The sequence below is a fragment of the Gymnodinialimonas ceratoperidinii genome (genome assembly GCF_019297855.1).
Lineage (GTDB): Bacteria > Pseudomonadota > Alphaproteobacteria > Rhodobacterales > Rhodobacteraceae > Gymnodinialimonas > Gymnodinialimonas ceratoperidinii.
Genome location: NZ_CP079194.1, coordinates 1,175,638 through 1,190,345, shown reverse-complemented (window position 1 = coordinate 1,190,345; position 14,708 = coordinate 1,175,638). Strand labels below are relative to the sequence as shown.

Genomic DNA, 14,708 nt, shown 5'->3' with positions numbered 1-14,708 from the left:
CGCCGGAGCCAATTGTTCCTTGAAGTGCACTCATAGCGGGATGTTGTCGTGCTTCTTCCACGGCATTTGCTTCTGCTTGCGGCGCAGGGAGGCGAAGGCGCGGCAGACCCGGCGGCGGGTGGAATGGGGCTGGATGACCTCGTCGATGAAGCCACGCTCTGCCGCCACGAAGGGATTGGCGAACCGCTCCTCGTATTCGGCGGTATGGGCGGCGATCTTGTCCGCGTCGCCCAGGTCGGAGCGGTGCAGGATCTCCACCGCGCCTTTCGCGCCCATCACCGCGATCTCGGCCGAGGGCCACGCGTAATTCACATCGGCGTCGAGGTGTTTGGAGGCCATCACGTCATAAGCGCCGCCATAGGCCTTGCGGGTGATCACCGTGACGAGGGGCACGGTCGCCTCACCGTAGGCGAAGAGCAGCTTGGCCCCGTGCTTGATGACGCCGCCGTATTCCTGGGTGGTGCCGGGAAGGAAGCCCGGCACGTCCACGAGCGTCAGGATCGGGATCTCGAAGCAGTCGCAGAACCGCACGAAACGCGCCGCCTTGCGCGAGCTGTCGATGTCGAGCACGCCCGCCAGCACCATCGGCTGGTTGGCCACGACGCCCACGGTCTGCCCTTCCAGACGGATGAAGCCGGTCAGGATGTTGGCAGCGAAATCCTCCTGTATCTCGTAGAAATCGCCCTCGTCCGCGACCTTGGTGATCAGCTCCTTCATGTCGTAGGGCTGGTTCGGGTTGTCGGGGATCAGCGTGTCGAGGCTTTCCTCGATCCGGTCGGGGCTGTCGAAGAAGGGGCGCACCGGCGGCTTCTCGCGGTTGGAGAGCGGCAGGAAATCGATCAGGCGGCGCACCTCTCCGATGGCCTCCACATCGTTTTCGAACGCCGCATCGGCCACGGAAGATTTCCGCGTGTGGGTGGCGGCCCCGCCCAGTTCCTCGGCGGTGACGACCTCGTTGGTGACGGTCTTCACAACATCGGGGCCGGTCACGAACATGTAGGAGGTGTCCTTCACCATGAAGATGAAGTCGGTCATCGCGGGGGAATAGACCGCGCCGCCCGCGCAGGGACCCATGACGAGGCTGATCTGCGGGATCACGCCCGACGCCTCGACGTTGCGGCGGAAGATCTCGGCGTAGGCGGCAAGGGCATCCACGCCCTCCTGGATACGCGCCCCGCCCGAGTCGTTGATGCCCACCACGGGCGCGCCGTTCTGCACGGCCATGTCCATGATCTTGCAGATTTTCTGGCCGTGGGTTTCTGAGACGGAGCCGCCCAGAACGGTGAAATCCTGACTGTAGACATAGATCTGCCGCCCGTTGACGGTCCCCCACCCGGTGATCACGCCATCGCCCGGCGGGCGGTTCGCGGCCATGCCGAATTCCGTCGTGCGATGCGCGACGAACATGTCGTATTCCTCGAAGGAGCCTTCATCGAGCAGCAATTCGATCCGCTCGCGCGCGGTCAGCTTGCCCTTGGCGTGCTGCGCGGCCACGCGTTTTTCGCCGCCGCCGGCATGTGCCTGCGCGCGCCGTTCCTTCAGCTCTTCGAGAATGTCGGTCATGGTGCCTCCCTTTCGCCGCGGGCCTTCGCCGCTTGGCGGCAAACTATGCGGAAGCGGGGATCGGCTCCAGTGGCTTCTAGTAAATTTGCAAAACACTTTGCGAATGAGAGGCTCATTTTGCAAATTTGCGAAGGCGGTATACATCTGTGCACACTCTGGACCTTCCCGGAAATCCGCCATACGCCATTAGTATGAGCACGCACGAACCGGCGCGGTTTCTGGATCGCACCACGCCCCCGCACATTTTTACGCTGATCCTCGTAACGGGCCTCGGGGCCCTGTCGATGAACATCTTCCTGCCGTCCCTGCCCGCGATGACCGACTTCTTCGCGACGGATTACCGGCTGATGCAGCTTTCGGTTTCCCTGTACCTGCTGGTGAACGCGGTGCTCCAGATCCTCATCGGCCCGATCTCGGACCGCTTCGGGCGCAGGCCCGTCATCCTTGGCGGCACGGCCTTGTTCATGCTGGCCACCATCGGCTGCCTCGCCGCCTCTACGGTCGAGGTTTTCCTGTTCTTCCGCATGATGCAGGCGGTCATCGTGACCGGCCTCGTCCTTGGCCGCGCCGTTGTCCGCGACATGCATGAAGAGGCGGAAGCCGCCTCGAAAATCGGCTATGTCACCATGGGCATGGCTGTGGTTCCCATGATCGGCCCCGGCATCGGCGGCGTTCTGGAGCAATCCATGGGATGGCAGGCCAACTTCTGGCTCCTCCTCCTTCTTGGCGGGGCGATCCTCGCGCTGGTCTGGGCCGATCTGGGCGAGACGGCACGCACCAGCACATCCAGCCTGCCCGAGCAGATCGCCGAATATCCCGAACTTCTGACCTCGCGCCGCTTCTGGGGGTACTGCGCAACGGCGGCCTTTGCGTCGGGGGCGTTCTTCTCCTACCTCGGCGGCGCGCCCTATGTGGGCTCCGAGGTCTTCAACCTCTCGGCCGCGCAGGTGGGCTTCTACTTCGGCGCGCCTGCAGTGGGCTATTTCTTCGGTAACGGCATATCGGGCCGCTATTCGACGCGCGTCGGCATCAACGGGATGATCCTCTGGGGCACCATCGTCACCGCCGTCGGCATGACACTCTCGCTGATCTTCATGATCCTCGGCATCCAGACACCCTTCGTCTTCTTTGGCTTCATGACCTTCGTGGGCTTCGGCAACGGCATGGTGCTGCCCAACGCGACCTCCGGCATGCTGTCGGTCCGCCCGCATCTGGCCGGAACCGCGTCCGGGCTTGGGGGCGCGATCATGCTTCTGGGCGGCGCGGCCATGTCGGCGCTCGCAGGCGCGGTATTGACCGAAGGCACCGGTGCCTATCCGCTGGTGATCATCATGCTGATCACCTCGCTGCTGTCGGTCTTCTCGATCGTCTACACGGTCCGCCGCGAGCAGCAGGTGGCCCAGACCTGAGGCTTGCGCCTGACTTTGCAAACATTCTAATCAGAAGTTGCAAAGGGAGGGCGCGATGGCGACTCAGAAACTTTACGTGGGCGCGAAGCTGCGCAGTTTGCGCACCGGGCTCGGGCTGACCCAGAAGGATTTCGCCGCCAAGCTTGGCGTCTCGCTGCCCTATCTCAACCAGATGGAGAACAACAACCGGCCCCTCTCCACGGCCGTGCTGATGGGTCTGGCCCAGGACTTCGGCGTCGACGTGACCGAGCTTTCCGCCTCCGACGCCGACCGCATCGTGTCGGACATGCGCGAAGCGCTGGCCGATCCGCTGTTCTCGGAAACCGCGCCGCAACTGGCCGACCTGCGTCTGGTCTCGGCCAATGCGCCGACGCTCGCCCATGCTTTCCTCGAACTTCACCGCGCCTATCGCCAGACGCAGGAGCGGCTCGCCTCGCTGGATGAAGCCCTTGGCCAGCAGAGCAGCGCCACGGCCTCGCCATGGGAGGAAGTGCGCGATTTCTTCCATTACACCGATAATTACATCGACGCCGTGGACCGCGCCGCCGAGCGTTTTGCCGCTCGCGCGACCGGCGATCTGGCAGCACACACGCAGTCGGTTCTGGCCGACATGGGCGTGACCCTCCGCCTTGCTTCGGGCGACGGCGTGCGCGCCTACGAGCCGCAGACCAGAACGCTCACCCTCTCGCCGCAGGCCGCGCCCGAGACGCAGCGGTTTCAACTGCTGCATCAATATGCGCTTCTGGGGCAGGAGCAGTTGATCGAGGCGACGCTCGATCTGGCCCGTTTTCAATCCGAGACCGCCCGCGAGATCGCCCGCATCGGCATGGCGAATTACTTCGCCGGTGCGGTTCTCATGCCCTACACGCGCTTTGCCGAAGCCGCGCGCGAGACCCGGCACGATCTGGAACGCCTCGCCATCACCTTTGGCGCCTCGATCGAGCAGATTGCCCATCGGCTCTCGACCCTGCAGCGCCCCGGCGCCAAGGGCATCCCCTTCTTCTTCGCCCGGGTCGATCAGGCAGGCACTGTCACCAAACGCCACTCTGCGACACGGTTGCAATTTGCCCGCTTCGGCGGCGCCTGCCCGCTTTGGAACGTCCATCAGGCCTTCGAGGCCCCTGCCCGCTTCCTGCGCCAGCTGGCCGAAACACCGGACGGCGCGCGCTATGTCATCCTTGCCCGTGACGTCTCAAAGTCCGGCGGCGCCTGGGGGCGGCCGACCCGGCGCTATGCAATTTCGCTCGGCTGCGAGGTGCGGCACGCGGGCTCTCTCGTCTATGCCGACGGCCTCGATCTGGACCGCGACACGGCGTTTCAGCCCATCGGGATCTCCTGCCGCATCTGCGAACGCCGCCATTGCCACCAGCGCGCCGTGCCGCCGTTGGAACGGCAACTGGTGGTGAACCCGAACCGGCGCGGGACGCTGCCCTACGAAGTTGCGCAATGACGCACAGGGCCTGCGGCTTTTTCTCGGTTTCGAGAGGGGCTAGCCCATTGCCAATCCCCGCGCGGCCCGTAAGCTGCGCCGAAACAGGGAGAAACTCATGGAACTTCACGCCAGCCGCCACATCGCCGCCGACCGCATGCAGGTTTGGGAGGCGCTCAACGACGCCGAAACCCTCAAGGCCTGCATCCCCGGCTGCGAAGAGCTGACCGGCTCGCCGGAGGAGGGGTTCGAGGCGACCGTCAAGCAGAAGGTCGGCCCGGTGAAGGCCACTTTCAAAGGCGGCGTGACCCTTTCGGACGTGGTTCCGGGCGAAAGCTACACCATCGCGGGCGAAGGCAAGGGCGGCGTCGCAGGCTTCGCCAAGGGCGCGGCGAAGGTGCACCTCGCCGACCACCCCGACGGCGGCACCGAGCTGACCTACGACGTGGATGCCAAGGTGGGCGGCAAGATTGCGCAATTGGGCTCGCGTCTCGTCAACAGCTTCGCCACCAAGATGGCAGACCAGTTTTTTGAGCGGTTTCAAGACCGGCTGGAAAGCGGCGACGCACCCTCGGCCTGAGCCTCTGCCTCGCGCGCCTCGGTGGCCACCCGCCGGCGGCGGCGCGCAAGCACGGCTTCACGCCAGGTGATGTAGCTGACCGCCGCGATGATCATTCCGCCGCCCGCGATCACGTAGATATCCGCGGGCTCCCCGAAGACGAAGACACCAAGGGCGGTGGCCCAGATCAATTGCAGGAAGGTGACCGGCTGCGTGGTGGCCAGCGGCGCGGCGCGGAACGCGAGGGTCATCATGTAGTGGCCCATGGTGGCGAAGAAGGCGCAGAGAAACAGCCAGCCCACGTCGACCCAGGCCACCGGCACCCAGACGTACCACGCCGCCGGCGCCAGCAGCGCGGGCACCACCAGTGACAGGTAGAAGACGACGACCTCGGCGCTGACCCGCTGCGAGGCCAGCTTGGCGAGGAAGTAGCTGCCCGCCATGGCGATGGCGGTGAACAACATCGTCACATGGCCGAGGTCGATCTCTCGGAAGCCGGGACGGATGATCACGAAGGTGCCGATGAAGGCCACGGCGACGGCGGCGATCCGGTTGGGGCCGAGACGCTCCCCAAGGAACAGCACCGCCAGCAGGATCACGTAGACGGGGTTGAGGTAGTTGAGCGCCGTGACATCCGCGATCGGAATGCGGGTCATGGCGAAGAACCACAGCGATACCGCAAGGGCATGGGCCGCACCGCGCGCGAACAAGATCCCCGCAAGTCCCCGGTCCACCGGCGCGCGACGCACCGAGGGCAGCATCGGGATCAGGAACACGAGGCCCAGCACGTAGCGCAGAAAGCCCGACTGGATCGCCGGCACATCGTCACCCACCATCTTCACGGTCGCGGTGACGGCGACGAAGCACAGGCCGGTCAGCAGCATCCAGAAGATGCCCCAACCGGGGCGGCTCTCGGGCGGGCTGGTTTGTGGCGAGGGGACAGGCGTTTCCATGTCCGCGTAAAGAAGCACTCCGGCACGGAGGCTACAACCGCAATCGGCATGACGCAGACCTGCAATGCCTCAAACGCAATCGCGCCGCCCGAGGGCGACGCGATCAATGAAATCAATTCGATGGAATCCGCGCCGGACCTATTCGGAAAGCTGCGCCATCACCTCGTCGGAAATCTCGAAGTTGGCGGTGACCGTCTGGACGTCGTCGTCCTCTTCCAGCGCTTCGATGAGTTTCATCAGCTTCTGCGCGTCCTCCAGCCCCAGCTCGGTCGTCGTCGTCGGACGCCACACGAGCTTGGTGGATTCACTCTCGCCCAGCTCGGCCTCCAGCGCATTGGAGACGTCGTTGAGGTCCGTGTCAGCGCACCAGATGACGTGGCTGCCCTGGTCCTCGTCGCCGTCACCCTCGTTGGTCTCCACGTCCTCGGCCCCGGCCTCGATCGCGGCCATCATCACCGTGTCGGCATCGCCCACGGACAGCGGGTAGGTCACCTGCCCCTTGCGGTCGAACATGAAACCGACCGAGCCGGTCTCGCCGAGGTTGCCGCCGTTCTTGGTGAAGGTCGACCGCACGGTCGAGGCCGTCCGGTTCTTGTTGTCGGTCATCGTCTCGACGATCACAGCAACGCCATTGGGGCCGTAGCCCTCGTAACGGATCTCGTCATAGTTCTCCGCATCGCCACCGGTCGCCTTGGAGATCGCACGCTCGATCACGTCCTTCGGGACCGAGACGGATTTCGCCTCTTTCACCGCCAGACGCAGGCGCGGGTTCTTGTCGGGATCCGGGTCGCCCATCTTGGCGGCAACGGTGATTTCCTTGGACATCTTCGAGAACACCTTCGCACGCAGCTTGTCCTGCCGGCCCTTGCGGTGCTGGATGTTCGCCCATTTTGAGTGGCCTGCCATGGGTCTCTCCCGGTTCGTGTGACGTGTGGTTCCGGCGTCATATACGGCACGAGGCCGCCCCCGCGCAATGGCCCCCGCTCCAAGCGCGCCCCGGAGGCCACCGGACCAGCGCCGCAATCCGGGTGACGCGGCACGGCAGCCCGGCTAATGTCGCCGCATGACAACCGATCAGATCATCCTCTTCACCCTCTTCGCCGCCGTCTTCGGCCTGCTGCTCTGGGGCAAGTTCCGCTATGACATGGTGGCCTTCGCCGCGCTGATGGTGGGCACCGTTCTGGGCGTCGTTCCGGCCTCGGACGCCTTCGCGGGCTTTGGCCATCCGGCAACGCTGGTGGTGGCGCTGGTTCTGGTGGTCTCAGCGGGCCTCGTGCGGTCGGGGGCGGTGTTCTTGATCACCCGGACGCTGGTGGATGCCTCTCGCTCGCTCGGCGCCCATATCACCATCATGGGTGCTGTCGGCGGCGTGCTCTCGGCCTTCATGAACAACGTGGCCGCCCTCGCGCTCCTGATGCCGGTGGATATCGCCACCGCGCGCAAATCCGATCGCTCACCGGGTCTGTCGCTGATGCCGCTCAGCTTCTGCACGATCCTCGGCGGCATGGTCACGCTGATCGGTACGCCGCCCAACATCATCATCGCCACGATCCGCGAGGATCAACTGGGCGCGCCCTTCCGGATGTTCGATTTCGCGCCCGTGGGCGGCGTCGCGGCGGTGGCCGGCCTCGCCTTCGTCGCGCTGATCGGCTGGCGCCTGATCCCGAACCGCGACAGCGGCGTCGGCGGCGACCAGCTCGAGGCCCTCGCCCCCTACATCGCCGAGCTGCGCCTGCCCGAGGACAGCAAGCTCGACGGCACGCGCCTGCGCGACCTGCAGGGCGACGCGGAAGAGGCCGACGTCGCCATTCTCGGCGTCCTGCGCGATGGCAAACGCCGCTTCGGCACCGGCCGCAACCTGTTGCTCAGGCACGGCGATGTGCTGGTTCTCGAGGCCACCCCGGAGGCACTCGACGAGTTCCGCGTCGGCAAGAACCTCGAAACCGCCGAGACCGATGACGCCACCGCCGATGCTCTCGGCGACGGGGTCAGCTTCATCGAGATGGTCGTCCCCCAGGATGCCCGCATCGTCGGCAAGACCGCCGAAAGCGTCGGTCTTTCCTGGCGCCATCGCACCACGCTGATGGGGATCGCCCGCAAGGGCACGCGCATCACGGAACGGCTGCGCAAAACCATGGTGCAACCGGGCGACATCCTGCTGCTCCTCGCTCCCTCCGAGACAGCCGACGACGTGGTGAAATGGTTGGGCGGCCTGACCCTCGCGGATCGCGGCCTTAAGGTCACCAACGACAGCAAGACCTGGGCCGCCATCGGCCTCTTCGCTGCCGCCGTCATCGCCGCCTCGCTCGGCATCCTCTACCTGCCCATCGCTCTCGGCATCGTCGCCGTCGGCTACGTGCTCCTGAAGATCCTGCCCCTGTCCGAGATCTACGACCACATCGAATGGCCGGTCGTCGTCCTTCTGGGCTCGATGATCCCCCTCGGCGCGGCCCTCGACAGCTCCGGCGGCACCGAACTCATCGCCAATTCCCTCGTCTCCCTCACCCAAGGCATGCCGCCCTGGGCGATCCTCACGATCCTGATGGTGGTCACCATGACCATGTCCGACGTGCTCAACAACACGGCCACCGCCATCGTCGCCGCCCCCGTCGGCATCACCATGGCCCAGAGCCTCGGCGTCTCGCCCGACCCCTTCCTCATGGCCGTTGCCGTCGCGGCCTCCGCCGCCTTCCTCACGCCCATCGGCCACAAGAACAACACGCTGATCCTGGGCCCGGGCGGCTATGGCTTCGGCGATTACTGGCGCATGGGCCTGCCGCTCGAAATCATCGTCATCGCCGTATCGATCCCCACGATCCTCATCGTCTGGCCCCTCTGACAGCCCCCGCTCCCTTCATCTTGGCCGATACAACTCCGGGGGTGTTGCGCATCCCCAAGGATGCGCAGAGGGGGCTGGCCCCCTACTGCCCTCGACCGGTCACATCCAGCGTCCGCGGCGCAAGGACCTAAAGCGGCCAGAACAGCGGGATCGCGAGGCAGACCACGATGCCGAGGGACAGGTTCAACGGCACGCCCACCTTTAGGAAATCGCTGAAGGCATAACCGCCCGGACCGTAGACCAGCATGTTGGTCTGGTAGCCGATGGGCGTCGCGAAACAGGCGGAGGCCGCGATCATCACGGCGATCACCAGCGGCCTTGGGTCGACGCCCGTGGCTTGCGCCAACGCGATGGCGATGGGCGCCATGATCACGGCGATGGCGTTATTGGAGACCAGCTCGGTCAGCACCGATGTGGTGTAATAGACCGCGAAGAGCAGTACCCAGGTCGGCGCGCCTTCCAGCCAAGGCGCCATGGCCCCCACGAGCAGTGAGATCCCCCCGGTGTGATCCAGCGCTGCGCCCACGGCGAGCATGGCGAAGATCAGCGCCAGCAGGCGCCCCTCGATGAAGGAGAACGCCTCCTCCGCGTCGATGCAGCCGGTCAGCAGGACCACCGCCACGGCCACCACCGCCAGCGCGAGGATCGGCGCCACGTTGAAGGCCGCCAGCACCACGATCCCCGCCATGGCTGCCACCGCGATCGGCGACTTGCCCCGACGGTAGGCGCGCTCCGAGGGATGGGTGACGTCGACGAGGTCCATGTCCGCCGCCAGCCGCTGGATGTCCGCCGGATCACCTTCCAGCAGCAGCGTGTCGCCCACCCGCACCACCAGATCGTCGAGTTGCGAGCCGATGTTCTGGTTCCGCCGATGCACCGCCAGCGGATAGACACCGTAGCGCCGCCGCAGGCGCAGGTTGCCGAGCGAGCGTCCGATCATCCGGCAGCCCGGCGTGATCAGCACCTCCACCGTCGCCGTCGCTACCTGACTCAGCTTGTCCACGGTGCGCAGCTCCTTGGAGGCCTGAAGCCCCAGCACCTCCGCCATGTCGGTGCGTAGAACCACGCGGTCTCCGGGCTCGAACACCACCGCTTTCAGGTCCCGGCGCAGCGAGGCGTCACCGCGCAGCACGTCGATCAGCCGCACACCGTCGCGGCGGAACAGATCGACCTCAAGTGCCCCCTGCCCGACCAGCGCCGAGCCCTGGGGCACCGCAACCTCGGTGAAAAACTTCGGCCGGGACCTGTTGCCGCCCAGAAGCGACGCCATCGAGGCGCGGTCCGGCAGAAGGTAGCGGCCCACGAACATCAGGTAGATCATGCCCCAAGCCACGACGACGAGGCCGATGGGCGTGACCTCGAAAATGCTGAACGGCTCCAACCCGCGCGCCCGCGCGACTCCGTCCACCAGCAAGTTCGTCGAGGTGCCGATCAGGGTCAGCGTGCCCCCCATGATCGCGGCATAGCTCAGCGGGATCAGAAACTTCGAGGGCGACTTGCCGAGAATTTTCGAGATCTGCACGAAAACCGGGATCATGATGACGACAATGGGCGTGTTGTTCATGAAGGCCGAGCCAATGGCGACGAAGGCAAGCAGGCTGGCGATGGCCAGGGCAGGCCGCGCCTTGGCATTGGCCTCGGCGAACTTGGTCAGCCGGTCGAGCGATCCGGTGCGCACCAGCGCGCCCATGACGATGAACATCGCCGCGATGGTCCAGGGCGCGGGGTTCGACAGCACCTCGACCGCGCGACCGTAGGGCAACAGCCCCAGGATCAGCAACGTGGCGGTGCCGCCGATGGCCACGACCTCGGTCGGCCAGCGCTCCCAAAGGAACATCGCGAACATGATCAGCAGGATCGCGAGGGTCAGGAGACCTTCGCCGGTCTGGGAGAGGGGAAGATCGAGCATGTGGGTCCACGCCGGTCGGAATGCCGTGCCGACAACCTTGGCGAAACCCGCGGGGGCCTGCAACAGAAATGCCCCGCCAAAGTGGGTGGCGGGGCAGGAATGATGTTGGCTGACGAAGCGCGATTACTGGGGAATGGCGCTCAAAGGCAGGCCGGTCACCGTGCAGGCCCATTCGCCCGTCGCATCGCCCGAGACACCGACACCCAGCGTCGTCGCGCCCCCTTCCCCGCCACCGGTCGTGGGGGTCTGATTGCAATCGATCGAGCCGCGCAGGGCCGTGTTGAAATCCGCAGACCCATAGAGCCGCGTGCCCTCGATGATCCATGCGCGCACGGAATTCTGCGTCGCTTCGACCTGGGTCTCGCCGAAGCCGATACCCGTCACCAGTTCCACGGTTTCCTGTGCAAACGCGGGGGCCGCGCCGAGCGCGAGGGTCAGGGCGAGAGCGGGAATTTTGAAAGAAGTAAGCATTTTTTTGATCCTTAATATTGCTGTTCGAGAATAAAGGCCGAAGGGGTCTCGACCGCGAAATTGTCAGAGATCGCAAGTGCCGAGTAATCATTTTCGACCCCGCCCGTCAGGCGGGGTTTCCGTAGCGTAAACTTACCGTGAGGGGGTGTGTCAAGCTGCAGCGCGGCGTGGCTGCACCCGGAAAAGCCCATGAAAATGAGGCCTGAAGCGTGGCAGAGCGCGCCTGATCAGCTCTCGTTCAAGGTGTCGAGGTCTGAAGCCGCCCACCCTCGCGGATCGGTGTGATCGTGCGCGCCTTGCCGGTCTGGTCGTCGGTTTCGACCATCACGCCGGAAAGCGTCGCTTCGCCGGTCGCCGGGTTGAAGCGGTCCTTCGGCATCCCGGTGATAAAGCGACGCAAGGGCTCGACCTTGTCCATGCCGATGACCGAGTTGTAATCGCCGCACATGCCCGCGTCGGTCATGTAACCGGTGCCGCCGGGCAGGATCATCGCGTCCCCCGTCGGCACATGGGTATGGGTGCCCACGACAAGGCTCGCGCGGCCATCGCAGAAGTGCCCGACGGCCATCTTCTCGGAGGTGGCCTCGGCGTGGATGTCGATGATCCGCACGGCCGCCTGTCCGCCAAGGGTCTTCAACGCCCCCTCGAGGGCAGAGAAGGGATCATCGAACGGCCGCTTCATGAAGACCTGCCCAAGCGCCTGCGCCACGAGGATCTTGCGCCCCTTCACGTCGAAGAGCCGTGCGCCCTTGCCCGGCGCGGATTTCGAGAAGTTGAGCGGCCGGATGATCCGCGGCTCACTCTCGATGTACTGCAGCATGTCCTTCTGGTCGAAAGCGTGATCGCCAAGGGTCAGGCAATCGGCACCTGCATCGAGCAGCGCCTTGGCATGGGCGCCCGACAACCCCATCCCCGAGGTCGCGTTCTCGCCGTTCACCACGACAAAATCGAGCTTCCAATCAGCGCGCAGTTGCGCCAATCGCCCCGTTATCGCCGCACGTCCCGCGCGGCCCATCACATCGCCAAGAAAAAGTATACGCATGAAGACGGCTTAGGCGCGCGGCGCCCCGGCGGCAAGGGGGCCGTTCTCGGTGATCAGCGCGTCCAGCGGCTGATCGGTCGGCTCCTGCGGCACTTCGGGCAGCTCCTGCGCCGCGTAGGCGAAACCGATGGCCCGCGTCGGCGCGGCGGCGCGCAGGCGCTCCAGCGTGCGGTCGTAGAAGCCGCCGCCATAGCCCAGCCGGTTCAGCCGCGCGTCAAATGCCACCAGCGGCACGATCAGCGTGTCAGGTGTCAGCCAAGCACCCCGCGCGGGAACCGAGGCGCCGAAGGGACCGGGGATCATCTCGCTCTCCGGGGTCCATTCCTGAAACGCAAGAGGTTGCCCCTTGGCTTCAATGATCGGCACGCAAAGCCGCGCACCGGCCGCGTGGAGCGCCACCATGGCGGGCAGCGGCGAAAGCTCGGTCCGCATCGCCATGTAACCGGCGATGATCCGGCCTTCCGGCTGTCCAATGCTCGCGAGCAGATGGGAAATCGCCGAGGGCACGATGGCCGAGGCCTCTGCATGGGCTTGTTTGCGGGCCGCGAAGGCTTGCGCGCGGGCGGTGGCTTTACGGTCCTGGATCATGGGCGCATCAAACGCGCATCGCCCGAGTTTGGCTAGGCGCTTTCCGACCCCGCCCGCATCAGTTACGACTACGCCCATGCTGACCTTCGATCACATCGCCGTCTCTGCAGAGACCCTCGCCCGCGGCGTCCAGGACGTCGAAACCGCTCTTGGCCAGCCCCTTTTGCCGGGGGGAGAGCATCCTGACATGGGCACGCACAATCGCCTGCTCTCCTTCGGGCCGGAGGAATATTTCGAGGTCATCGCGGTCAATCCCGCCGCGGAAGGCCCCGATCAGCCGCGCTGGTTCAACCTCGACAACTTCCGCGGCGCCACACGGGTGACGAACTGGATCTGCCGTTGCCCGGACATCGAGGCCGCGATTGCCGCAGCGCCCGAGGGCATCGGCGTTCCGTGGAAGCTTCAACGGGGCGATCTGCGCTGGTCCATGGCGATCCCCGAGGATGGCAAGCTGCCCTTCGGCGGGTTGTTTCCCGCCCTGATCCAGTGGCACGACGACGCTCATCCCGCGCCGCGCCTGCGCGATACCGGCGTGCGCCTGAAAGAGCTTCGATTGCATGCGCCCGAGGCCGCGGCCCTTCGCGCTGCGCTAGGACCGCTGATGTCCGACCCGCGCGTTTCGATCATCCCTGCCGAGGCGGCGCGGATCGAGGCCGTGTTGGCCACGCCCACGGGCGACGTGACCCTGTGATCACGCGGGCATCGCTTTCAGACAGGGACGCCGTTCTCACGCTCTGGAACGAGGTCATTGCCGAGACCGCGATCACCTTCACGTCGACCCTGAAAACGCCTGACCAGATCGCCGATCTCATCGCTTCGCAGCCCGTATTCGTCGCCCGCGACGGGGCCCGGACCCTGGGCTTCGCGACCTATGCGCAGTTTCGCGGCGGCGATGGTTACCGGCTGAGCCAGGAACACGCGATATACCTTTCCGAAGCTGCCCGTGGCCGTGGACTGGGCCGCGCCCTTCTCGGCGCGGTCGAAGATCACGCGCGCGCGGCGGGCCATCGCACGCTGATCGCCGGGGTTTCGGGCGAGAACGCCCATGGTCTCGCCTTCCATGATGCCATGGGCTTCTCGAGGGTCGGGCATCTGGCGCAGGTCGGGCACAAGTTCGGGCGATTCATTGATCTCGTGCTGATGCAGAAGCTCCTGTGACACGCAAACTTATGTGAATTATCTGTAATCCGGCGCTTTTCCCCTGCCCCATCGCGGCTTCAATGGCTAAGCTGGCGGCATGTCACTGTGGACCCGCATATCCGAAGCCCTGGAAGCCCTCCGCCAGGGGGAAAGCCTGTCGGAAGTCTTCGGACGCCTGCGTACGCCGCCCGAACGCACGGTCGCCTTCACCATCGCGGTGATCGCGCTTTCGGCGAAGATGGCCAAGGCGGACGGGCTGGTGACGCGGGATGAAGTGACGGCCTTTCGTCGCGTCTTCCACATCCCCCCCGATGATGAACCCGCCGCCGCGCGGGTCTTCAACATGGCTCGTGAGGACGTGGCCGGGTTCGAGCAATACGCCCGCCGGATCGCGGGCATGTTCAAGGTTGAAGGCAAGCCCTGCGGCGCGGACAGTGTGCTCTGCGACCTGATGGAGGGGCTCTTTCACATCGCCACGGCTGACGGGGATTATCATCCGGCAGAAGATGCGTTCCTGTCCCGTGTGGCCGAGATTTTCGGCATGGACGAGGTCGCTTTCCGCCGCCTGCGCGCGCGCTTCGTGCCGGACCTTCCGCTTGATCCTTACTCGGTTCTGGGCGTCGATCCCGAAGCGCCACTGGACGAGATCCGCGCCAGCTACCGGGCGGAAGTCCGGCAGATGCACCCCGACCAGATGATGGCGCGCGGCGTGCCGGAGGAAGCGGTCCGGATGGCCGAGCAGCGGATGCAGGCGATCAACCGTGCATGGGAAGAAATCCAGAGCAGCCGCCGGGAACCGGCCTGAC

The 14,708-nt window shown here is 65.5% G+C and carries 14 protein-coding genes; 7 read left to right on the top strand and 7 right to left on the bottom strand.

From position 1 onward, the window contains the following. Positions 1 to 30: 30 nt before the first annotated feature. Complete coding sequence (locus KYE46_RS05815) at positions 31 to 1,563, bottom strand: acyl-CoA carboxylase subunit beta (RefSeq protein ID WP_219004114.1); 1,533 nt, start codon at positions 1,561 to 1,563, stop codon at positions 31 to 33. A 191-nt stretch (positions 1,564 to 1,754) separates the two neighbouring features. Here KYE46_RS05815 and KYE46_RS05810 point away from each other — a divergent pair, with 191 nt between their 5' ends. The 3 genes from KYE46_RS05810 to KYE46_RS05800 all read left to right on the top strand — a co-directional run bounded on the left by KYE46_RS05810 (position 1,755) and on the right by KYE46_RS05800 (position 4,981). Beyond that, positions 1,755 to 2,972 (top strand): multidrug effflux MFS transporter, encoded by a 1,218-nt coding sequence (locus KYE46_RS05810; RefSeq protein ID WP_219004112.1) that lies wholly within the window; start codon positions 1,755 to 1,757, stop codon positions 2,970 to 2,972. A 55-nt stretch (positions 2,973 to 3,027) separates the two neighbouring features. Further along, positions 3,028 to 4,422 (top strand): helix-turn-helix domain-containing protein, encoded by a 1,395-nt coding sequence (locus KYE46_RS05805; protein WP_219004111.1) that lies wholly within the window; start codon positions 3,028 to 3,030, stop codon positions 4,420 to 4,422. Between the two features lie 97 nt (positions 4,423 to 4,519). Continuing rightward, on the top strand, positions 4,520 to 4,981 hold the full coding sequence (locus KYE46_RS05800) for an SRPBCC family protein (RefSeq protein WP_219004110.1): 462 nt from the start codon (positions 4,520 to 4,522) through the stop codon (positions 4,979 to 4,981). Here KYE46_RS05800 and KYE46_RS05795 read toward each other — a convergent pair. Both KYE46_RS05795 and KYE46_RS05790 read right to left on the bottom strand, forming a co-directional pair. Further along, positions 4,942 to 5,913 (bottom strand): DMT family transporter, encoded by a 972-nt coding sequence (locus tag KYE46_RS05795; RefSeq protein WP_247716927.1) that lies wholly within the window; start codon positions 5,911 to 5,913, stop codon positions 4,942 to 4,944. The genes KYE46_RS05800 and KYE46_RS05795 overlap by 40 nt on opposite strands. A 138-nt stretch (positions 5,914 to 6,051) precedes the next feature. Beyond that, complete coding sequence (locus tag KYE46_RS05790; protein ID WP_219004109.1) at positions 6,052 to 6,819, bottom strand: YebC/PmpR family DNA-binding transcriptional regulator; 768 nt, start codon at positions 6,817 to 6,819, stop codon at positions 6,052 to 6,054. A gap of 157 nt (positions 6,820 to 6,976) precedes the next feature. On the opposite strand from KYE46_RS05790, the gene KYE46_RS05785 reads away from it, so the two are divergent. Next, on the top strand, positions 6,977 to 8,752 hold the full coding sequence (locus KYE46_RS05785; protein ID WP_219004108.1) for an SLC13 family permease: 1,776 nt from the start codon (positions 6,977 to 6,979) through the stop codon (positions 8,750 to 8,752). 127 nt (positions 8,753 to 8,879) lie between these two features. On the opposite strand, the gene KYE46_RS05780 is transcribed toward KYE46_RS05785, so the two are convergent. From KYE46_RS05780 to KYE46_RS05765, 4 genes are all read right to left on the bottom strand, one after another. Next, positions 8,880 to 10,661 (bottom strand): SLC13 family permease, encoded by a 1,782-nt coding sequence (locus KYE46_RS05780; RefSeq protein ID WP_219004107.1) that lies wholly within the window; start codon positions 10,659 to 10,661, stop codon positions 8,880 to 8,882. A gap of 123 nt (positions 10,662 to 10,784) precedes the next feature. Next, a complete protein-coding gene (locus KYE46_RS05775) occupies positions 10,785 to 11,132 on the bottom strand; it encodes a hypothetical protein (protein WP_219004106.1) in 348 nt (115 codons plus the stop codon). 238 nt (positions 11,133 to 11,370) lie between these two features. After that, positions 11,371 to 12,174 carry a TIGR00282 family metallophosphoesterase gene (locus tag KYE46_RS05770; protein WP_219004105.1) on the bottom strand — a complete coding sequence of 268 codons (804 nt, stop codon included), beginning with the start codon at positions 12,172 to 12,174 and terminating at the stop codon, positions 11,371 to 11,373. A 9-nt stretch (positions 12,175 to 12,183) separates the two neighbouring features. Next, positions 12,184 to 12,762, bottom strand: a complete 579-nt coding sequence (locus KYE46_RS05765) for a 5-formyltetrahydrofolate cyclo-ligase (RefSeq protein WP_219004104.1) — start codon at positions 12,760 to 12,762, stop codon at positions 12,184 to 12,186. 76 nt (positions 12,763 to 12,838) lie between these two features. Here KYE46_RS05765 and KYE46_RS05760 point away from each other — a divergent pair, with 76 nt between their 5' ends. From KYE46_RS05760 to KYE46_RS05750, 3 genes are all read left to right on the top strand, one after another. Beyond that, positions 12,839 to 13,453: a VOC family protein gene (locus KYE46_RS05760; protein WP_219004102.1), complete on the top strand. Its 615-nt coding sequence runs from the start codon at positions 12,839 to 12,841 to the stop codon at positions 13,451 to 13,453. Then, entirely contained in the window at positions 13,450 to 13,920 is a 471-nt protein-coding gene (locus KYE46_RS05755) for a GNAT family N-acetyltransferase (RefSeq protein WP_219004100.1), read from the top strand. Before KYE46_RS05760 ends, KYE46_RS05755 begins: the two co-directional genes overlap by 4 nt. Before the next feature lie 79 nt (positions 13,921 to 13,999). Beyond that, the gene (locus KYE46_RS05750) at positions 14,000 to 14,707 is read left to right on the top strand and encodes a molecular chaperone DjiA (protein ID WP_219004098.1); all 708 of its coding nucleotides are present in this window, start codon (positions 14,000 to 14,002) and stop codon (positions 14,705 to 14,707) included. Position 14,708: the final 1 nt, after the last annotated feature.

Excerpts from the sequence above, each read along its gene's own strand:
- KYE46_RS05815 (WP_219004114.1), bottom strand. The coding sequence starts at position 1,563 with ATGACCGACATTCTCGAAGAGCTGAAGGAACGGCGCGCGCAGGCACAT.
- KYE46_RS05810 (WP_219004112.1), top strand. The coding sequence starts at position 1,755 with ATGAGCACGCACGAACCGGCGCGGTTTCTGGATCGCACCACGCCCCCG.
- KYE46_RS05805 (WP_219004111.1), top strand. The coding sequence starts at position 3,028 with ATGGCGACTCAGAAACTTTACGTGGGCGCGAAGCTGCGCAGTTTGCGC.
- KYE46_RS05800 (WP_219004110.1), top strand. The coding sequence starts at position 4,520 with ATGGAACTTCACGCCAGCCGCCACATCGCCGCCGACCGCATGCAGGTT.
- KYE46_RS05795 (WP_247716927.1), bottom strand. The coding sequence starts at position 5,913 with ATGGAAACGCCTGTCCCCTCGCCACAAACCAGCCCGCCCGAGAGCCGC.
- KYE46_RS05790 (WP_219004109.1), bottom strand. The coding sequence starts at position 6,819 with ATGGCAGGCCACTCAAAATGGGCGAACATCCAGCACCGCAAGGGCCGG.
- KYE46_RS05785 (WP_219004108.1), top strand. The coding sequence starts at position 6,977 with ATGACAACCGATCAGATCATCCTCTTCACCCTCTTCGCCGCCGTCTTC.
- KYE46_RS05780 (WP_219004107.1), bottom strand. The coding sequence starts at position 10,661 with ATGCTCGATCTTCCCCTCTCCCAGACCGGCGAAGGTCTCCTGACCCTC.
- KYE46_RS05775 (WP_219004106.1), bottom strand. The coding sequence starts at position 11,132 with ATGCTTACTTCTTTCAAAATTCCCGCTCTCGCCCTGACCCTCGCGCTC.
- KYE46_RS05770 (WP_219004105.1), bottom strand. The coding sequence starts at position 12,174 with ATGCGTATACTTTTTCTTGGCGATGTGATGGGCCGCGCGGGACGTGCG.
- KYE46_RS05765 (WP_219004104.1), bottom strand. The coding sequence starts at position 12,762 with ATGATCCAGGACCGTAAAGCCACCGCCCGCGCGCAAGCCTTCGCGGCC.
- KYE46_RS05760 (WP_219004102.1), top strand. The coding sequence starts at position 12,839 with ATGCTGACCTTCGATCACATCGCCGTCTCTGCAGAGACCCTCGCCCGC.
- KYE46_RS05750 (WP_219004098.1), top strand. The coding sequence starts at position 14,000 with ATGTCACTGTGGACCCGCATATCCGAAGCCCTGGAAGCCCTCCGCCAG.